This is a genomic window from Paucibacter sp. DJ2R-2 (genome assembly GCF_025717675.1).
Taxonomy (GTDB): domain Bacteria; phylum Pseudomonadota; class Gammaproteobacteria; order Burkholderiales; family Burkholderiaceae_C; genus Paucibacter_A.
In genome coordinates, this window is record NZ_JAJIRT010000001.1 from 66413 (window position 1) to 84933 (window position 18521).

Sequence of the window (18521 nt, forward strand, 5' to 3'; positions counted from 1 at the left end):
CCATCCTGTTCCGTTCCGTTTCAGACGATTGACGACGACCATGCACATCCACATCCTCGGCATCTGCGGCACTTTCATGGGCGGCCTGGCCGCCCTGGCGCGCGAGGCGGGCCACCGCGTCACCGGCTGCGATGCCAATGTCTACCCGCCGATGAGCGATCAGCTGCAAGCCCTGGGCATTGAGCTGACCCAGGGCTTTGGCGCGGAACAGATGGCACTGCAACCCGATGTATTCGTGATCGGCAATGTGGTCACACGCGGCGAGAAGTTCCCGCTGATGGAGGCCATCCTCGACGCCGGCGCCGCCTACACCAGCGGCCCGCAATGGCTGGCCGAGCAGGTGCTGCAAGGCCGCCATGTGCTGGCCGTCGCCGGCACCCATGGCAAGACCAGCACCACCTCGATGCTGGCCTGGATCCTGGAACACGCCGGCCTGCAGCCGGGCTTTCTGGTCGGCGGTGTGCCGCAGAACTTTGGCGTGTCCGCCAAGCTCGGCACTGGTCCAGCCTTCGTCATTGAAGCCGATGAATACGACACCGCCTTCTTCGACAAGCGCAGCAAGTTCGTGCACTACCGCCCGCGCACGGCCGTGCTGAACAACCTCGAGTACGACCACGCCGACATCTTCCCCGACCTGGCTGCCATCGAGACGCAGTTCCACCACCTGGTGCGCACCGTGCCGGCCAGCGGCCGCATCGTACTCAACGCCCGCGAAGAGGCGCTGCAGCGCGTGCTCAGCCGCGGCTGCTGGAGCGAGGTACAGCGCTTCGGCGGGCGCAAGGAAGAAAGCGGCGCCCTGCGTGCACGCGGCGAACCGCAGGCGTTTGATGTGCTGCGCGGCAGCCTCAAGGTGGCGCGGGTCGAGTGGTCGCTGATCGGCGAGCACAACCAGCTCAACGCCCTGGCCGCCATCGCCGCCGCCGAGCACCTGGGCGTGACGCCCGAGCAGAGTGCCGCGGCCCTGGCCGAATTCAAGAATGTGCGCCGCCGCATGGAGCTGCGCGGCGAGGTCGCCGTTGCCGGGGGCAGCATCAAGGTCTACGACGATTTCGCTCACCACCCCACGGCCATCCGCACCACCGTGGACGGCCTGCGCCGCCGCATCGCGCCGGCCGAGCGCATCCTGGCCATCTTCGAGCCGCGCTCCAACACCATGAAGCTGGGCGCCATGAAGGCGCAGCTGCCCTGGGCACTGGAGGCTGCCGATCTGAGCTTCTGCCACCAGGATGGCCTGGGCTGGGACGCCGCCGAAGCTCTGGCACCGATGGGCGCCCAGGCCGTCGTGACGGCGAATATCGACGCATTGGTCACCGCCGTACTCAAAGCCGCCCGCCCGGGCGACCATTTGCTGTGCATGAGCAACGGCGGTTTCGGCGGCATCCACGACAAGCTGCTGGCGGCCCTGGCGCAGCGTTGAACTGAATATGCGGCTGCGCGCGGCCTGCAGCGCCGATGTGGACGCGATGTTCCACATCCGAGCGCGCACGCGGGACAACGCGATCTCGCCGCAACGACTGGCCGAACTGGGCATCACGCCCTCCACGCTGCGCGCGGCCTTCGATGTCGGCGCGGTCTGCGGCTGGCTGGCCGTCGATGGCGACGATCAGGCAATCGGCTTTTGCAATGTAGAGCCGGCCAGCGGCGAAGTGCTGGTGTTGGCCGTGCTGGCGGGCTGCGAAGGTCAAGGCCTTGGCCGCGACTTGCTGGCCGCCGCCGTGTCACATCTGCAATCAGTCGGCAGCCCGAGGCCCTGGCTGATGGCCGGCGTCGACCCGGCGCTGCGTTCGCATGGCTTCTACCGCGCCCAGGGCTGGCAACCCAGCGGTCGGCGCGATGGCCATGGTGACGAGGAGTTGTGCCTCGGCGCGGGCTGAATTCAATCGCGCTTGCGGAAGGCCCACCAGCCAGCCACGGCGGTGAACAGCAGCACCAGCACCGCCAGGATGGCGAAGCCATGCGGATCGTCGGACAGCGGCACGCCGCCCACGTTCATGCCGAACATGCCGGCCATGATGTTGATGGGCAGGGCCAGCACAGTCACCACGGTCAAGGTGAAGACACTGCGGTTGGTCTGTTCACCGACCTGAGCGGCCATTTCTTCTTGCAGCAGCTTGATGCGTTCCTGCAGCGCGGCCATATCGCGGATGACCAGAGAGAACTCCTCGGTGGCTTGGCGCAGCTCATCCAGGTCTTGCGGCACCACCCAGGGCGGCGGCAGGCGCAGCAGACGGAACAAGGCTCCCGGCTCGGGCGCCAGCAGGCGCTGCAGGCGCACCAGCACCCGACGCAACTGGCCCAGTTCGCTGCGTTTGGCCTGCAGGCGGCCTGCCAGCAAACTGTCTTCGATGCGGTCCACTTGCACGGTGGCATCGCGCACGATACGCACCAACACATCGCCCTGGTCGCGGAACAGGTGATTGAGCAGGGACACCGTGGAGTCGAAATGCGCACCCATCTTGACCGCCTCGCGCAAACGGTCGATGGAGCGCAGCGGATGGCTGCGCGCACTCACGGCCACCTGCGGGCTGACATTGACCCAGAGCGTGGCAATCTCGGATGGGTCGAAAGCAAACTCGTAGGCCACATCGTTGACCACGGCGATCAAGTGGTCGTCGGCATCCTCAATGCGAGTGGAGCGCGAGCCTTGACGCAGGGTTTCGAAGAATTCGGGTGGCAGGCTCAGATGCGACTGCATCCAAGCCTGGGCCGACGCGTCGGTGAGATTAAAATGCAGCCAGATGAACTCGAGGCTGCTCGCCCGCGCGGGGGCGTCTGCCAACCAGGCCAAGGCCTCGGCCAAGCTGAGCGGCCGGGCTGCCTGACCTGGCGCCAAGACGAACCCGCAAATCAGGGCACTGTCCTGATGCGCACCAAAACTGAAATTCATACCGCCTGCCCTCCCCTGGCTCCGCTGCGGGCGCGATTGTGCGTCATGGAGATGTCAGGGCTGCAGTGGCGGGTGTCGGCACTGACCCGTCGTTCGCGGAGAAGTTTCAGCACGCAGAGTTCGCAGAGGACCGCAGAGGACGCTGAGAACACAATCCTCGCTCTTCTTCTCTCTCTGCGACCTCTGCGAGCCTCCGCGCACTCTGCGTTCGTATTCAAATCTCAGCGAACGACGGTTCTGTGCCGATTGCCGCACCATGCACAACGATGGAATCTGCAAGCAACAAAAAGGCCAGCGGAGACGCTGGCCTTTGTTTCGATTGGATCGGATACCTAGCCGGAAGCAGCTGAGGGCTTTGTGGGGGCAGTGACCGAGCAGTGAGAAGCCACTGCCCCCGGCCCTTCCTCCGCCTCCGGATTTCTGTTCCTGATCGCTGGCCTTACTTCACGCCGTCGCTGACGGCCTTGAGCAGGGTCGAGTTGGCGTCGTCGCCGCTGAACTCCCAGAAGAAAGCGCCGCCGAGGTTCTTGCTCTTCAGGTAGTTCATCTTCTCGGTGATTTGCACCGGGGTGTCAAAGCTCCAGAAGGTGGTGCCGTTGAAGATCCACTGGGCGCGGGTCACCGGGTCGACGTAGCTGGGGTAGTTCAAGGTCTTGAGCACCTTGTAGTCCTCATTGCCCTTTTCATAGGTGGCAGGCGCCGGGATCGCGCCGCTCTGGTAGAGCCCGTTGTTGGTGTTGGGCACATTGGTCCAGCCGCGGCCGTAGAAGCCGATCCCCAGATTCAACTTCTTGGGCTGCACGCCGCGGTCCAGATAGGCCTGGATGGCATCCGCGGTGTTGTAGACCCGCGCATCACCGGTGGACGGATCCTTGGGCGAGCCGTACAGCGGCGCGTGGAAGTTGGTGGTGCTCTCCCAGCCGCCGTGGAAGTCGTAGGTCATCACATTGATGAAGTCCAGCGAGTTCTGGGCCACTTCCGGCTGGTATTCACGGATCTTGTCAATGCCGGCCGGCGCGGCCATGGTCAGCAGAAGGCCCGGGCGAACCGCATCGAGCTGCTTGCGGAATTCCGCCACCAGACCGTTGAAATTCTCCTTGTCCTCAGGCTTGCCGCAGGACAGGCCACAAGCCACCGGGTATTCCCAGTCGATGTCAATGCCATCGAACACGCCGGCTGCTGCGCCCGGGCCGCCCGCGTTTTCGGTCACCGGCAGGTCGCCCTTGATGTAGGCGTCGATGCAGGACTTGACGAAGGCCACACGGTTCTCGGGGCGAGCCGCGCTGGAGAAGCCACGCGAGTAGGTCCAGCCGCCCAGAGAGATCAGCACCTTGAGCTTGGGGTATTTGGCCTTGAGCTTCTTCATCTGGTTCCAGCTGCCGCGCAGCTTCTGGTCCCAGGTGTCGCCCACGCCGTCCACGCTCTGGTAGCCCTGGAAGGATTTGGTGTAGTCGGCAAACGCATCGCCGCCCACGCCCGTGCTTTCATTCACCGGCACGGTCAGGCCGACCTCGCACTTGTTGTTGCGCACATTGCCGAAGGCGTAGTTGATGTGCGTCAGGCGGGCACCAGCGCCCCCCTTGTCAATGTCCTTGACCAGATAGTTGCGGCCGTAGATGCCCCACTGGGCGAAGTAGCCCACCACGTTCTTGGCACCGGTGTTGGTGTCGGGCTTGGCCGTGCGCACCGAGATGGCCGGCGAAGCAGCCGAGGCACCGGCTTGATTGAGCGCCACCACGCTGAAGCTGTAGGCCGTGTCGGCGGCCAGGCCGGTCACGCTGGCGTTGGTGTTGGCGACTTGCGCGGCATGCGCGCTGCCCTGCAGCACGCGGTACTGAACGGTGCAGTTAGGCGCGGCAGCCACCGCCGACCACGTCAGATTGACGCTGTTGCTGGTTTGGCTCGGCGAAGCCAGGCCGGACGGCACCGCCGGCGGCGCGGCGCAAGCGCCGCTGGCCGTGCTGGTCAGCAGAGCGGCGCTTTGGGCCGAGGCATTGCCGGCCTTGTCACGGGCCCGCACGGTGTAGCTGTAGGCGGTGCCCGCGGCCAGGCCGGTGTCGGTGTGGGTGGCGGCCGTGGGTGAGGCCACCAGATTGCCCGCACGGTAGACGTCGTAGCCGGCCACGCCGCTGCCGGCGTCGGTCGAGGCGCTCCAGTTCAGCACGATGCTGCTGGTGGTCTGGCCGCTGGCCGTCAGGCCTGAGGGCACGGTGGGCGGCGTGGAATCGGCCGGGCCGCCGTCGCAATCACCGAGCGGCTTCCAGACATCCCATTGGCCGGCGTTGGTCGCCGGGGTCTGGTTCTGCGTCCACCACTTGGCCGAATAAGCCTTGTTGGTCTGTTGCACGATCTTGCCGCTGGTGTAGGCAGTCTGGGCGTTCCATTCGGCCACGCCGGTGCAGTTGTAGGCCATGGCCAGGGGGCTGGCCAGCCCGAAGGCCAGGGCCAGGGCGGCCGGGATCATCGTTTGTTGCAGTCTCATGTTGTCTTGCTCCGTCAATAGAGGTTGAGTGCGTTCACTTGCCTGCGGCCTTGGCGGCAGCGGCCTTGGCCAGGGCGGCGGCGCTCAGGTCCGCGCGCCGTGCCTCTTGCTTGAGGCTGTAGGACTTGCCACCGAAGCTGACCACCCAGTTGCTCGGCATGGGCATGGGCAGGTAGTAGTTCAGGGCGATGGTCACGCTCTGACCCGGGGCCAGGGTCTGCCAGGTCGGCAGCTTGAAGGCAGCGCGGTGCATGTCGTTCTTCAGGCCGCCGATGTTGTTGCCGGCCGGGTTGGCACCGCTCTGCACGATCTTCAGTCCGAAGCCGCTCTGGTCAGCCAGCGTCGCAGGAATGGCGGTCGGGACATCGAAGCTGAAGTCGGTGCCGCCCGGCAGGGTCTGCGTGCTGTTGTTGGTCAGGGTCAGCTTGGGGTTGATCGGGTAGTTGGCGTCACCCAGGGCGAAGCCGGCGATGCTGTAGCGGATGTCCAGGCTCTCGGTCGGCAGGGCCGTGGCGCTCAGGCGGTTGCCGTAAGGCGTGGCCGTCTTGAACTTGTTGTACAGCGCCTGGGTCAGGGTGCTGCCCATGAAGTACTCGGCCTTGGCGTTGTCGTAGGCGTAGTCACCCGCCAGTTCCCAGAACATCACACCGCCGATGCCGCGGTCAGCCACGTACTGCGCCTTCACGCCGATGCTCTGCTCGTCCTCCGTGGACAGGAAGACCCGTTTCTGGGCATTCCACAACCAGGGCGCGACCAGGGTGCCGTCGTAGTAACGGGTGTAGCTGCCGGTCAGCTGATCGGCCGGGTTGGTGGCCGGGTTCAGGCCGTAGGCGGCCAGATAGCTGCCGGGCTTGCCGGCGGCCAGGTTCATGGTGTGCCACAGGGGGTTGGAACCGGCCGGCACTTCCTTGCTGGAAACATCCAGGTCATGCCAGAGGTTGTCGATGCCGATGGCACCCGCACCGCACTTCTGCACCGTGCCGCCACCCGTTCCCGGCGGGCACTTGGTCTGGTCGGTCTGCGCGGCCGTGCCCCAGAGGCCGTTGGTGCCGCCCGTCACGTCCTTCCAGCCTCGGGTGTAGTAAGGCACACCGATGTTGATGCGGCCGGCCGGCAAGGCGCCGCGGAAGTAGTGATACGCCCAATCGGTGTTCAGGTAGCCGATGCGGCCGTACTGCGGCGCGGTGTAGTAGCTCCAGGCCTCCAGCTCCTTGTCCTTGCCGTCGTCATAGAGCGCAGCATTGGGGCCGACGAACTGGTTCCAGGCTCCGTGCAGGTCATAACTCATGATGTTGACGTAGTCCAGGTATTGGGTGACCTGATAGTTCTCCATGCCGCGCAGCAGGTAACCGGAGGCCGGGGCGGCCACGGTCAGCATGTAGTGGCGCTTGTCGGCCTGGCCGCCGGCGTCCAACTTGGCGCGCAAGGTTTGCATCAGCAGCACATAGTTCTTCACCAGGCTGGCGCGGCGCGCATTGGAGATGGCGAAGTCGTCCGGGTTGCCGGCGTCCTTCATGCTGGTGGCGTACTCGTAGTCGATGTCCACACCGTCAAAGCCGTACTGGCGCAGGAAGGCCAGGGCCGAGTCGGCAAAGGCATTGATGCCGGCCGTGTTGGCGCTGCCGTCGGCATTGGTGGTCATGGTGTAGAAGCCACCGCTGGCCACACGCTTGCCGCTGTCGTCGAAGTAGCCGCCGGTCTCGGCCCAGCCGCCCACGGACACCAGGGTCTTGACCTGCGGGAACTGCTTCTTGTACTTGCTCAGCAGGTTGAAGTGGCCCTTGTAGCTCAGCGTCGGGTCCATCTCAGCACCGGCCACTCCGGGCCAGGTGATGCCGGTGGCCGGGTTGTTCGGGTCGTTGACATTGCCGACCGAGAGCTTGTTGGCGCCGTCCACATGCGCGAAGGCGTAGTTGATATGGGTCAGCTGCGCCCAGGGGATGTTGCTGGCCAGGTAGGCGGGCTGGCCGTTCTTGCCGGTGCGCCAGCTGGTGAAGTAGCCGATGATGCGGCGCGGCTTGTCAGCGCCCATCTTTTCGCGGCCCTGCTCGTCGTAGACCTTGCAGTAGGCGGGCGAGGTACCTGGGCTGGTCAGCAAGCCTTCGGGACGGCAGCGTTCGTCGCCGGTGGCGGTGCCACTGACGGTGATGCGCACAGCCGGGCTGTCGGTGCTGGCGCCCTTGTCATCGGTGGCGCGCGCGACGACGTCGGCCACGCCAGCGCGTGCGGTCCAGGCCACGCTGAAGGGCGCCGTGCTGTCCTCAGCCACCAGGGCGCCGTTGATGTAGAAGGCCACCTTGGCCACCGTGCCGTCGCTGTCGGCAGCATTGGCGCTCAGGGTGACGCTGTCACCGGCACCGGGGGTGGCGCCGGCGGTCGGTGCGGTCAAGGCCACCGTGGGCGGCTTGTTGACCGGGCCAGCCGTCACGGTGACGGACTGGGTCTTGGTGTTGGTGGCGCCCTTGTTGTCGGTCACCGTCAGGCTGACGTTGTAGCTGCCGGCGGCCGAATAAGTGCGGCTGGCGGTGGCGCCGGTGGCGCTGCCACCATCGCCGAAGTTCCAGGCATAGCTGGCAATCGTGCCGTCCGGGTCGCTGGAGCCGCTGCCGTTGACACTCAGAGTCAGGCCACTGGCGCTGCTGGTGTAGGCGGCCACGGGCGGCTGGTTGGCCACGGTACCCACAGTCACCTGGCTGCTCTTGCTGCTGGTGGCGCCCTTGTCGTCGGTCACCGTCAAGGTGATGGTGTAGGTGCCCGCTGCGGCATAGCTGCGGCTGGCGGTGGCGCCGGTGGCCGTGCCACCATCACCAAAGGTCCAGGCATAGCTGACCACACGGCCATCGGCATCGGTCGAGCCGCTGCCGTTGACGCTGACGGACTGGCCGCTGACGCTGCTGGTGAAGGCAGCGACTGGCGGCTGGTTGACCACACCGTCGCAATCACCGAGCGGCTTCCAGACATCCCATTGGCCCGAGTTGGTGGCCGGGCTGTTGCCCTGGGTCCACCACTTGGCTTGGTAAGCCTTGTTGCTTTGCTTGGCGAGGCCGCCAGAGGTGTAGACGGCGCTGGCCGACCATTCGGTAAGGGCGGTGCAGTTGTACGCCAGCGCCGGTGTGGCGGCCATGGCGGCCATCAGCACGGTCAGGCTCGGTAGTGCGTGTTTCATGAATGGATCCTTGCTTGTCTCGGGGCTTGGTTCTCAGGGCGTCAAAGTGCGTCGCGCAATGCAGCCGCCCCACCCCTCGCTCGAACGAGGGCTGCAGGAACGGTCTTCAGGAGAGCGGCGGGCGCGGAGCGACGCGACTTGCCCGCCGGGGTTTTCAGTGCCGGCTCATGGCTTGATCACCACGTCAAAGTACTTCTCGACACAGCGCTGGTAGTCGCCGGCCTTGAGGGCAAAGTGGGCGGTCTGGTAGCCGACCAGCTTGCAGGCGAAGGCCTTGCCTTCGGGCAGGTCGGGGTAGTAGGCCCAGTCCTGGTCCCAGTAGATGTCCAGGGCGCCGGCACCACCGACCACAAACGGTTTCTGCGTGGCACAGCCCAACTCTTCATTGGCCGAGATGGGCACGCCGAGAGAGGCCGCATGCTGGCGGTAATAGGCGATGCGGTTGACCGACTGCGGCTTCTCGGTGATCTGGCCGCATTCGATACCGCCGTTGATCACATTGGTGGTGGCGCCGAAGCCAGGCTTGATGCCTTGCGCGGCATCGGTCGCGTTGGGCTTCCAGCTGCCGTCCACCACATGCAGCATGCTTGGCTTGGGCGAGGCCGGATAAACAAAGAAGAACACCGCCGAGGCCAGGTTCAGCCAGGTGTCGGCCACCTGCTCGGGGTTGTTCAGCAGCACCTTCACATCACCAAACATGGCGTCCGAGAATGGGCCGTAATTGAAGCTGTAGGACAGCTGCTTGGCGCCGCGGCCGAAGTACTGCTTGTAGCGGCCCTGCGCGTCTTTGCCGCAAGGCCAGACCTGACCCTGCCAGGTGCTGGGCAGGCATTCGTTGTTGTAAGGGCAGCCGTAGCTGCTCTCGCTGCAGCCCGACTCGCGCACGAAGTACAGGGCCTGGCGCCACTCAGGAATGGCGTTGTTGCGGTCATGCGCGCCGGTCTCCTGCGTGAAGTGGGCGAACATGGTGGCCAGGGTCTTGCGGCAGATGGCATCGGCATCGCGGCCATCGCTGTAGCTGCTGCACACGCCCGAGAACTTGGCCACGGCCTGCAGCAGGCCGGTGTAGGTGTAGCTGGCATTGCGCAGCGGGAACAGGAATTCCCACTGGCTGGCCGGCAGCAGGCGCTCCACCCGCTTGACGTTCTCGGGGTTGCCGGCCGCACCGGGCTTGACCGCGGTGACCACGGCGTTGTCCCGTGTCGCGACCGAAGCCTTGACCGAGGCGAACAGCGGCGTGCCGGTCAGCCGCGCTTCATTGGCCAGCACATCGGCCTGGCGCAAGATGTATTTGCCCGTGACCGGGTCCTTGACGACGGAAACCAGACTCACACTCAAGGCCTTGCTGCCGGTGGCACCCTTGTCATCGGTCACCGTCAAGGTGACCGGGTAGGTGCCGGTCTTGGCATAGGCATGGCTGATCTTGGCGCCTGTGCCGCTCGTGCCATCGCCGAAATCCCAGCGCCAGCTGGCCACCGTGCCGTCGGCATCGCTGGAGCTGCTGCCGTCGAAGCTGACGGTCAGGCGGTCCGCCGCCGAGCTGAAGTTGGCCAGCGGTGCCTTGTTGCCGCCCGTGCCTCCGCCGCCACCGCCATCGCAGGCGCCCAAGGGTTTCCAGACCGCCCAGCTGCCCGAATTGCTCGCCGGTGCCTGACCTTGCGTCCACCAGTTGGCCGAATAAGCCTGGCCGGCGTCCTGCACCTGCTTGCCCGCCGAGTAGGCCGTGGCCGAGGCCCAGACCGGCAAGGCGCTGCAGTTCACCGCCCAGGCGGGCGCCGCCACAGCCAGCAGCAAGGCCAAAGCCGCCCAGCGCTGGCCGCGCAGATGACGACCTGTAAGGCCTGACAGTAGGCCGAACGGCCGATTCGTGGAAACCTCGCGCGCTCCGGTGAGGCGCTCTTGGCCGCATGCCATGTGGGTTGCGATTTCAGGACTTCGGTTCATGAACAACTCCCATCTCTCACGCGCCAAAAGGCTGCAGCGCCGGTGTGATTCAAGCCCCAGAGCCCATGGCATCCGAGGCAACCGCTTCAAGACCAGAACATTGCTTTGGCCCATCAGTGGTATTTACTTTAGATACCAGTTTGTCGCAAAACATAGATGAAAACACCTAGTTGGCACGAAACATAGCGTAAACAGCAATACCAAACGCAGTCCAGTCCGCTTAGAGATGCGGAGTGGCGGAGCCTTGCCAACAGCCCCTGCCCAGCGTGCTTGTAGCGACAGGCCTGGAGCCCGAATTGGGCGCGATACGGTCAAGCTCGGGCGGGTTTTTGATACAAAAAGACAGGCAATCTCACCGTTAGCAAGACCTCCCGGTCCTGCATCTGCGCATCATGGGCGGCGCCAGTGCTCCGCTTCGACACCTGCCTCAAAGGCAGGCAACAGCCTCAGGCGCCCAGATCGATCACTTGATCGTCTTCGGCCGCCGCGCAATCGGCGGACAAGGGCAGCCAGCCGCGGCGCAAGACCACCTGCTGGCCACGCAAGCACAACTCAACACGCCGCGCCTCGGGCCAACGCTGGCGCACAAACTGCTCGATGGAATCCGGCATGCTGACCCGGTAACGCAGCTGCGCCAGGTCCTCGGCCGGGTGGTCATCGCTGTGCACCCAGGGAATCAAGGCGCCCGCCCACATCAGCGGCCGCCAGCCCAGCTCCACAGCCGTGGGCTGGTAGCCCTGGGCTTGCAGCCAGGCCTGGGCCTGGGCGCGCAGACCCGCTTGGTACACGCCCGCTTGGGCCTCGGCCGAGGGCTGCAAGCCGGCCCAGCCGGCGGCCAGCAGCTCGAGCAGCCACTGGTTGCAGTTCTGGTAACTCAGGCCGAAGGCGTAGGCGTTGGCGCTGTAGCGCGGTGCCAGCAGCTGCAAGGCGCGGCCGTCATCGGCCGCCAAAGCCTGCACCGGCGCCGCGGCCTCGGGCGGCAGCAAGAGCAGGGAGATGACGCTCAAATCCGGAGTCAGCGTGCCCAGCAGAAAGCCAGCCAGACCCTGGTCGAACAGGCGCGGTCGGTTCTCGTCGCAGGCGAAATAGAGCTGGCGCACCGACCAGGGCGTGTTGGGACTGGCCTTCAGGCTGATGCCGGCATGGGAATAGCGCAGGCCAAAACGCTGCAGATCCAGGCCAGCGCGGGCGACGATGGCCAGCTCCTGGCCCGAGGCTTCGAGCTGCTGCTTGACCACAGCGCTGAAGCGCAGCAAGCGGTCCTGCTGCGCCACGCTCATGGCCTCGGTGGTCTGCGAGCAATAGCGAAGGATGTCGGCGCGGCAAGGGGCTGCAGCCAGAGCGAGCGCCAGAGCCGAAGCCGAAGTCGCCAGCAAAGCCAGTGCACGCGGCCCGACCGACACCTTCACCCGCATCTCAAAGCGTCACAGCGCGCGAGGGCAACTCGCGATAGAAGGCGTCGTCCAGCACCAGGAAGAAGGCCTGCTGCGTGGCCTGACGCGAAAACTCCAGGCCATAGGACGTCGGCCGGGCGCTGACCCACTGGCCGTTCTCCAGGCCGGCGGCTGCCAGGGTCGTCTGCGGCAAGAACAGGAAGAACTGCTCGGCGCTCTGCCCATCGGCGGTCGCGTCCTTGGCCTGCAAGCTCAGGCGCATCTGGCCCGGGCGACCCGGGGCCTCGGCCACCTCGATGATCTTGTAGTCGCCGGCTGCCACCTTTTTGTCGCCGCTCGAGCTTTCGCTGGACTTCTGCACCGAGGTCGACAGGCTGCCGATCGAGGTGCCGACACTCTCGGAGGCCGAAGACGCCGACAGGCCTCCCGCCGAGGCGGGCGCCGTCAGGGCCACTGAGCCCAGCGCCAACAAAGCAGCCGCAGTGGCTCGGGCCGAAAGACGCAAGGAATGGTTGTGCATGAGGGGTCCGTCCGATTTAGAACAAGGATGCGTGATGTTAGCGGCTGGCTGAACCCTGCCCGGGCCTAGACTGCGCACTCTTCGCCCCACTTTCATCCAACACTCATGAAGCTGAAGAACAAGGTTTGCATCATCACCGGCGCCGCCCAAGGCATCGGCCTGGCCACCGCCCTGCGCTTTGCCCAAGAAGGCGCCATCGTCATCTGCGGCGACATCAAGCCCGAAGCCGTGAACGCCGCCGCCGACCAATGCCGCGCGCTCGGCGCCGAGGCCCTGGGCCTGGTGCTCAATGTCACCGACCGAGCCCAGGTGGACGCGGTGGTGGCCGAGGTGCTGGCCCGCTACAGCCGCATCGATGTGCTGGTCAACAACGCCGGCATCACCCGCGACGCGCGGCTGCAGAAGATGAGCCTGGAGCAGTTCGACCAAGTCATCGATGTCAATCTGCGCGGCGTCTTCCACTGCGCGCAAGCCGTGGCCGACACCATGGTGGCGCAGGGCGCCGGCGTGATCCTGAACGCCAGCTCGGTGGTCGGCATCTACGGCAATTTCGGCCAGACCAACTACGCGGCGGCCAAGTTCGGCGTGATCGGCTTCACCAAGACCTGGTCACGCGAGCTGGGGCCCAAGGGCGTGCGCGTCAATGCCGTGGCACCAGGCTTCATCGAAACGCCCATCCTGGCCACCATCCCCGAGAAGGTCATTACCGAGATGCAAGCCCATGTGCCGCTCAAGCGCCTGGGCAAGCCCGAGGAGATTGCCAGCGTGTACGCCTTCCTGGCCAGCGAGGACGCCAGCTACATCAATGGCGCGGTGATCGAGGTCTCTGGCGGTATGACGGTATGAGCGGCCGCGCCCTGGGCTCAGCGGCCGGTGCGCTCTTGGCGCTGGCCCTGAGCAGCCCATGGACTGCGGCGTGGGCCAATGAAGCCTCTGCCTTCAACTGCCATGCCAGCAGCGAGCAACTGCGCGCCTGGGCCGGCACCTGGGTGGAGCAAGGCTTTTTCACCAAGGCCGTGCAAAGCCGGCAGTGGTTCCACGAGGGCGCCCAGGACTCGACTGCGCCCTACACCGAGCTGAGCATCAGCGCCGATGGCCGCAAAGTCCGCTTAGGGTGGAACTGGCACGAGGGCGCCGGCGCGCGCGACGACCATCCCGAAGCCGACCCCAGCGGCATGGTGCCCCTGCCCTGCTTTGGCGACACCCGCGAGCCAGGCCAAGGGCCTGCAGCCGCGCGCCTGCTCGAGCTGCGCGATCCCCAGAGTGGTCGCCAGGCTTGGTATCAATACCTTGCCGGCCCGGGACAGAGCCCGCAGCGGGCCTACTTCAAGGCCATCTTCCAGGGCTGCTTTGCCAACGCGCAAGGCCAGCGCTGGTGCTTCGAGCCGAATGGCCAGCTGCGAATCGGGAATCAGGTGCTGCGCGCCGAGCTGATGCTGGACGGCATCGAACAGCCCAGCGGCGTCAGCGTGCTCAAGGTCCAGGGCCAATGCCTGTTCTGGCTCTTCAAACCCAATGCCGATGGCGGCTGGTCGGTGGAGCGGCGCGGCTGGGCCAGCGAGCCGGGCTACCGCGAGCCCAACTGGCTCAAGCCCTGGCACACTCTGCGGCCCGAAGCGCTCACGAAGCCAGCAGGCTGACACGGCTGACAAAGGCAAGAAGGCGACAAAGCGCTGCAGCTACTCGCACACCAGTGCGTTGACGAAATCTGCCGGGTGCTGAACACCGGTGCCCACCGATTTCGGCGAACTGAGCCGCGCTCGGCGAACGCCAGCCCCTGCGCATGGCGCTGAGCCTGGCACAGGAGAAAAAAGGCCGTGGTGGCCGACCCCAAGCTGCTGCTGGTGGCGATCTGCTGCCTGAGCCAGTGGACGACCGAGCAGATGCACCAGCATTAGCACCTCAGCGAGGCCGAGGTGACCCTGCACCTGGCCGAGCTGGACCGGCTGGACATCATCGAGCTCAAGCCCCTGAACCGCTACAAGCTGCGCGTGGCCAAGACCTTTCGCTGGCGCCCGCATGGGCCGGTGATGAACTTCTTCCGCGAGGAAGTGGCCGGAGATTTTTTCTCAGGCGGCTTCGACGGCGAGGCCGAGCTGCTCAGCCTGGTGCACGGCCGCCTGAGCCAGGCCAAGGCCCGCGAACTGGTCGAGCGCCTGCAACGCCTGGCCCACGATTTCGCTCGTCAGCACCTGCTGGACCAGAAACTGCCCGAGGCCGAGAAGCGCCAGTACACCTTGGTGATGGGCATGCGCTCCTGGTTGTTTGAGCACTTCAAGCATTTGCAGAGGGCAGGGCGGGGATAGGACGCCAACAAACCAAGGTTAAAGCGCGTTCCAGTTCCGCTGCGGCGGGTCGGCAGTGGCAGCGATTCGCGGAGCGAGCAGGTGACTCGGTTTGGCGGACGGCTGGCAAGCGTGTCGAACACGAAATGGAGCGAAGTCGCTCTCAGCCACTAGACGACACACCCCTTACGCCTGCGCGGCGCGAGGTGGTTCAACGCGGTTCAGTGAGTCCGCTCTTACCACCAACCTTCGCACCGCTGTCCCCATGCCCGGAAAGCGGTGTTTCAACGTTTTAGGGGAATAGCAAAATGCAGTTCGTCCGACAGTTAGCCATTCCTGTCATGCGCGAGGCGTGCATCTACAAGGTACTTGAGAAAATCAGAACCGTGCTGAGTGATGTCGTAGCTATCCCCATCAATTCGCACCAAGTTGATGTTCAGTAGGTAGCCAATCCACTGTTCAAAGGATCTGGTTGCATAGATTTCGGGAAATGCTAACTTTGCATCTGTGTATCTTGACACTGCTACTTGCTTTGGAAGACCTTGTTGAGTCCCAGATAGCTGCACTAGAAAGCTGACCTGACTACCAAAAATCACATGGGCGACCTTATAGAAGTCACTATCAACTCCAACTGAGGCCAGAGCGCGCATAAGAACAGCAATCCGCTCTGCATCGGTTTTGAAAGCGATCTCCCTTAACTTGCCGGAAATGAACTTCTCTCTTTCCAGTACAGCATTCGAAATCGGTTGCTTCATGAGATCGTCGAACGAGAGAGTGTCTCCTTTCGGTTTGGACTCAACCTGAGGTTGTTCGAACGAGATCCCCTCTTTGGTCGCTCGAGTGATTCGATCAATCTTCCGAACCAAAGGACCTCGGAATGCGCCGATCGCGACCAGCCCCAGAATAAGGCTGACGCCCGGCCAAACTAAAGCTTCGATCATGGTTCTCCGTTGATCTTGGATAACGTTGAAGGGAAAGGAAAACGCCTCAGCTGAGCCGCGAGCCGCGAGCCGCGACCGGAAAAGATAGACCGAGAATGACGTTGGGATGTGAAGAGAGTAGCCGTCGGGAGTCAGCTCAAAAGTAAGGCTAGGCGCTACTCTTTATTCTTTTCAATCCGTCTGCAATGCAGCTCATTTTGATGCTCCGGCGCTAAGTCTCTCGCATCAATGGCTTTGCAGGCTTGAATGACAGCGATGCAGTCCGGGCAGGTAATTTGACCTTGGCTTTCGACTATTCCTTTAGCGTCTGGATGGATCACCGTGCTGCAAAACGCAAACCCCTCATACCCGTAGCCGTGAGCGCGGATCCAGGTTGAGCCGTGAGCATTTGAGACGCGTTCAAGGAGAGTGTGAGCCATATGGCGCCCTATCAGTTAAGTGCGGATCGACATCGAATTCTGCCCAAATTCTGAGCAGTCGATTTCCTCGTGTGGCATGGACTTTCAAAGCTACAGAGCAGACAGGAGCGCCTGTGGCTCAAGACCGGTCCGCGTAAGCCAGCCGCAGCTCCCGCGCCCACCCCTCACCGCTTCGGCGCAAACCCCGCATCCCCGAACTGCCAGAGGAAGAAGCTCCACACATCGGCCGTTTCGTCCAGGCGCTGCGACACGCTCGAGCCCATGCCGTGGCCGCCTTCGAAGTCCACACGCAGCAGCGCGGGCTTGCTGGCGTAACGCTCGGGCTGGGCGGCTTGCAGGCGGGCGGCGAACTTGGCGGGGATCCAGGCTTCGACGCGGGGGTCGTTGGCGCCGGTGGTGACGATGACGGCCGGGTAGTTCACGCCGTCGCGCACGCGGTGCACGGGGCTGAGCGCATACATGCTCTTGAAATGCGCGGGGTTGGTCACCGTGCCGAACTCGGCGATATTGGGCGCGCCGTTGAGCGTGGTTTCCATGCGCAGCATGTCGGACAGGCTGACCGCGCTCTGCGCCGCGGCAAACAAGTCAGGCCGCTGGGTGATGGCGCCGCCGATGGTGATGCCGCCGGCGCTGCCGCCGGTGCCGGCCAGGGTGGCGGGTGAGGCGTACTTGTTGGCGATCAGGTATTCGGCGCAGGCGATGAAGTCCGAGACCGTGTTCTGCTTGGTCAGGATGTAGCCACCGCGGTGCCAGTCTTCGCCCAGCTCACCGCCGCCGCGCACATGGCAGATGGCCGAAACGCCGCCGCGCTCCAGCCAGGCCAGGCGGGTGGCGCCGAAGCGCGGCTCCTGGGTGATGCCATAAGCGCCGTAGCCGCTGAGGATGGTGGGGCGCTTGCCGTCGCGCGGCGGGCTCTTGGACGACAGAATCGACAGCGGCACCATCACGCCGTCATGGCTCTTGACCATGACGCGCTCGGCCTGGACGCCCGAGGTGTCCACGGCCACCGGCTTTTGCAGGTCCACGCGGCGCGCCGATGCGTCAGCGGCGCCGGGCTTCATCAAAACCAGGCTTTGCGGCGGCTGGGTCCAGCCCTCGTGCAGCACCAGCAGCTCGCCGCCGGGCAAGGGGCTGATCTCGCGCAGCGTGCCTTCAAAGGGCAGGGCCACGGTCGAGACGGCGAGCTTGCCCTTGCCGGGCTTTTTCTTCTCCACCCGCCAGAGCTTGCTCACGCCCGCATCCAGGGCCTTCACGTACACGGCATCGCCAGCCAGCTTGATGTCCTGCAGCACGCTCTCGCCCGCCGGCAGCAGGGGGCGGAAGAGCGTGGTGCGCAGGCGCAGGTCCAGCTGCAGCAGCTCGCGGCGCGAGGCTTTTTTCTGGCTCAGGGCATAGATCTGGTCGCCCGAGATCGTGGCCTCGGTGACCTTGTCTTCCGGGCGGATGATGCGGCGCCAGGCGGTGGCCGCGCCCTTCTTGAGCAGATCCTCGGCCGGCGCCACCCAGTAGGAGCGCTCGACCGCATCGCCATGCAGCACCTCGGCCAGGGCCCAGCGCGAGTCCTTACTCAGATAGACGTAGGGCAAGTCGGCCAGGGCGTGCTTCTCCTGGGCGTTCACCTCCCAGCCGAACAGGGGCGCGTCTTGCGCCGGATCGGCGCCGAGCTTGTGCAGGAAGACGGCGCTCTTGTTGTAGCGCTCTTCCGCCGGGTGGCGGTTGTAGGCGAAGCCGCTGCCGTCCTTGAACCAGGCCACGCCGAATTGGTTGAGGCCGGTGTGGGCGATGGCCTCGCTCAAGAACTTGCCGCTGGCCACATCGAACACGCGCAGCACGCTGTTCTCCGAGCCCCCGCTGGACAGGCCGATGGCCAGGCGCTTGCCGTCCGGCGAGGGCGTGTACCAGTCGATCGCATGCTTGCTAGGCTCGCCGGGGATGTTGTTGGGGTCCAGCAGCTCGCGCTCGGCGCCTTCCACGCCCGCACGCAGCCACAGCCGCGACTGGTTCTGGCCCGGCGCGCGCTTCATATAGAAGAGCTGGCCGGCCACGAGCTTGTAGCCGCCGGTGCTTTCGCCCGCATCGGCGAGCTGGCCCAGGCGCTCGCGCAAGGCGGCGCGGCCGGGCAGCTGGGCCAGGCTGGCCTTGGCGTAATCGGCCTGGGCGCGCAGCCAGGTCTGGAACTCGGCGGACTTCTGGTCCTCCATCCAGCGGTAGGGGTCGACCACGGCGGTGCCGTGATAGACATCGGTGACGGGTTTGAGCGGGGTGGCGGGGTAGGGTGAACTGGGGGCGGTCTGTGCGAACAGCGGAGCGGACAGCAGGCTAACGCTCAAGGCCAGTGCCAGGCGAGACGGGTTCAGTTTCATGTGCGGCATGCTCCAGTGGTGAATGACATCGGCGGCGCGGTGGCGCCCCGAGTAGAAAGACCTGCCAGCCGATGGGCCGGCGCTGCGAGGGGGTGGCGGCTTGAACCCTGAACTGCATCA

General features: G+C 65.0%; 13 protein-coding genes. 5 read left to right on the plus strand and 8 right to left on the minus strand.

What is annotated here, in order from left to right; translation table 11 throughout:
- Positions 1–40: 40 nt before the first annotated feature.
- Both mpl and LNV28_RS00325 read left to right on the plus strand, forming a co-directional pair.
- Entirely contained in the window at positions 41–1417 is a 1377-nt protein-coding gene (gene mpl / locus LNV28_RS00320; protein ID WP_263517034.1) for a UDP-N-acetylmuramate:L-alanyl-gamma-D-glutamyl-meso-diaminopimelate ligase, read from the plus strand.
- A gap of 7 nt (positions 1418–1424) precedes the next feature.
- The gene (locus LNV28_RS00325) at positions 1425–1874 is read left to right on the plus strand and encodes a GNAT family N-acetyltransferase (RefSeq protein WP_263517033.1); all 450 of its coding nucleotides are present in this window, start codon (positions 1425–1427) and stop codon (positions 1872–1874) included.
- A 2-nt stretch (positions 1875–1876) separates the two neighbouring features.
- Here the strand turns inward: LNV28_RS00325 and LNV28_RS00330 are convergent, their stop codons facing one another.
- From LNV28_RS00330 to LNV28_RS00355, 6 genes are all read right to left on the minus strand, one after another.
- A complete protein-coding gene (locus LNV28_RS00330; protein WP_263517032.1) occupies positions 1877–2887 on the minus strand; it encodes a transporter in 1011 nt (336 codons plus the stop codon).
- A gap of 439 nt (positions 2888–3326) precedes the next feature.
- A complete protein-coding gene (locus LNV28_RS00335; protein ID WP_263517031.1) occupies positions 3327–5369 on the minus strand; it encodes a glycosyl hydrolase family 18 protein in 2043 nt (680 codons plus the stop codon).
- Between the two features lie 34 nt (positions 5370–5403).
- Positions 5404–8535, minus strand: coding sequence for a chitinase C-terminal domain-containing protein (locus LNV28_RS00340; RefSeq protein WP_263517030.1), 3132 nt, complete (start codon positions 8533–8535; stop codon positions 5404–5406).
- Positions 8536–8700: 165 nt separating this feature from the next.
- Positions 8701–10449 carry a glycoside hydrolase family 19 protein gene (locus LNV28_RS00345; RefSeq protein WP_263517029.1) on the minus strand — a complete coding sequence of 583 codons (1749 nt, stop codon included), beginning with the start codon at positions 10447–10449 and terminating at the stop codon, positions 8701–8703.
- A 476-nt stretch (positions 10450–10925) separates the two neighbouring features.
- On the minus strand, positions 10926–11888 hold the full coding sequence (locus LNV28_RS00350) for a DUF2145 domain-containing protein (RefSeq protein ID WP_263568688.1): 963 nt from the start codon (positions 11886–11888) through the stop codon (positions 10926–10928).
- A gap of 7 nt (positions 11889–11895) precedes the next feature.
- Positions 11896–12393: a hypothetical protein gene (locus LNV28_RS00355; protein ID WP_263517027.1), complete on the minus strand. Its 498-nt coding sequence runs from the start codon at positions 12391–12393 to the stop codon at positions 11896–11898.
- Between the two features lie 105 nt (positions 12394–12498).
- On the opposite strand from LNV28_RS00355, the gene fabG reads away from it, so the two are divergent.
- The 3 genes from fabG (at position 12499) to LNV28_RS00370 (ending at position 14699) form a co-directional block, all read left to right on the plus strand.
- Positions 12499–13239: a 3-oxoacyl-ACP reductase FabG gene (gene fabG, locus LNV28_RS00360; protein ID WP_263517026.1), complete on the plus strand. Its 741-nt coding sequence runs from the start codon at positions 12499–12501 to the stop codon at positions 13237–13239.
- Positions 13236–14033: a hypothetical protein gene (locus tag LNV28_RS00365; RefSeq protein ID WP_263517025.1), complete on the plus strand. Its 798-nt coding sequence runs from the start codon at positions 13236–13238 to the stop codon at positions 14031–14033. The genes fabG and LNV28_RS00365 overlap by 4 nt, the downstream gene beginning before the upstream one ends.
- A gap of 276 nt (positions 14034–14309) precedes the next feature.
- Complete coding sequence (locus LNV28_RS00370; RefSeq protein ID WP_263517024.1) at positions 14310–14699, plus strand: hypothetical protein; 390 nt, start codon at positions 14310–14312, stop codon at positions 14697–14699.
- Between the two features lie 305 nt (positions 14700–15004).
- Here LNV28_RS00370 and LNV28_RS00375 read toward each other — a convergent pair whose 3' ends face one another.
- Both LNV28_RS00375 and LNV28_RS00380 read right to left on the minus strand, forming a co-directional pair.
- Positions 15005–15619: a hypothetical protein gene (locus tag LNV28_RS00375; RefSeq protein WP_263517023.1), complete on the minus strand. Its 615-nt coding sequence runs from the start codon at positions 15617–15619 to the stop codon at positions 15005–15007.
- A 583-nt stretch (positions 15620–16202) separates the two neighbouring features.
- Positions 16203–18401, minus strand: a complete 2199-nt coding sequence (locus LNV28_RS00380; RefSeq protein ID WP_263517022.1) for a prolyl oligopeptidase family serine peptidase — start codon at positions 18399–18401, stop codon at positions 16203–16205.
- Positions 18402–18521: the final 120 nt, after the last annotated feature.

Bases quoted from the DNA above. Each gene is read 5' to 3' on its own strand.
- mpl (WP_263517034.1), top strand. From the start codon at position 41: ATGCACATCCACATCCTCGGCATCTGCGGCACTTTCATGGGCGGCCTG.
- LNV28_RS00325 (WP_263517033.1), top strand. From the start codon at position 1,425: ATGCGGCTGCGCGCGGCCTGCAGCGCCGATGTGGACGCGATGTTCCAC.
- LNV28_RS00330 (WP_263517032.1), bottom strand. From the start codon at position 2,887: ATGAATTTCAGTTTTGGTGCGCATCAGGACAGTGCCCTGATTTGCGGG.
- LNV28_RS00335 (WP_263517031.1), bottom strand. From the start codon at position 5,369: ATGAGACTGCAACAAACGATGATCCCGGCCGCCCTGGCCCTGGCCTTC.
- LNV28_RS00340 (WP_263517030.1), bottom strand. From the start codon at position 8,535: ATGAAACACGCACTACCGAGCCTGACCGTGCTGATGGCCGCCATGGCC.
- LNV28_RS00345 (WP_263517029.1), bottom strand. From the start codon at position 10,449: ATGGCATGCGGCCAAGAGCGCCTCACCGGAGCGCGCGAGGTTTCCACG.
- LNV28_RS00355 (WP_263517027.1), bottom strand. From the start codon at position 12,393: ATGCACAACCATTCCTTGCGTCTTTCGGCCCGAGCCACTGCGGCTGCT.
- fabG (WP_263517026.1), top strand. From the start codon at position 12,499: ATGAAGCTGAAGAACAAGGTTTGCATCATCACCGGCGCCGCCCAAGGC.
- LNV28_RS00365 (WP_263517025.1), top strand. From the start codon at position 13,236: ATGAGCGGCCGCGCCCTGGGCTCAGCGGCCGGTGCGCTCTTGGCGCTG.
- LNV28_RS00375 (WP_263517023.1), bottom strand. From the start codon at position 15,619: ATGATCGAAGCTTTAGTTTGGCCGGGCGTCAGCCTTATTCTGGGGCTG.
- LNV28_RS00380 (WP_263517022.1), bottom strand. From the start codon at position 18,401: ATGAAACTGAACCCGTCTCGCCTGGCACTGGCCTTGAGCGTTAGCCTG.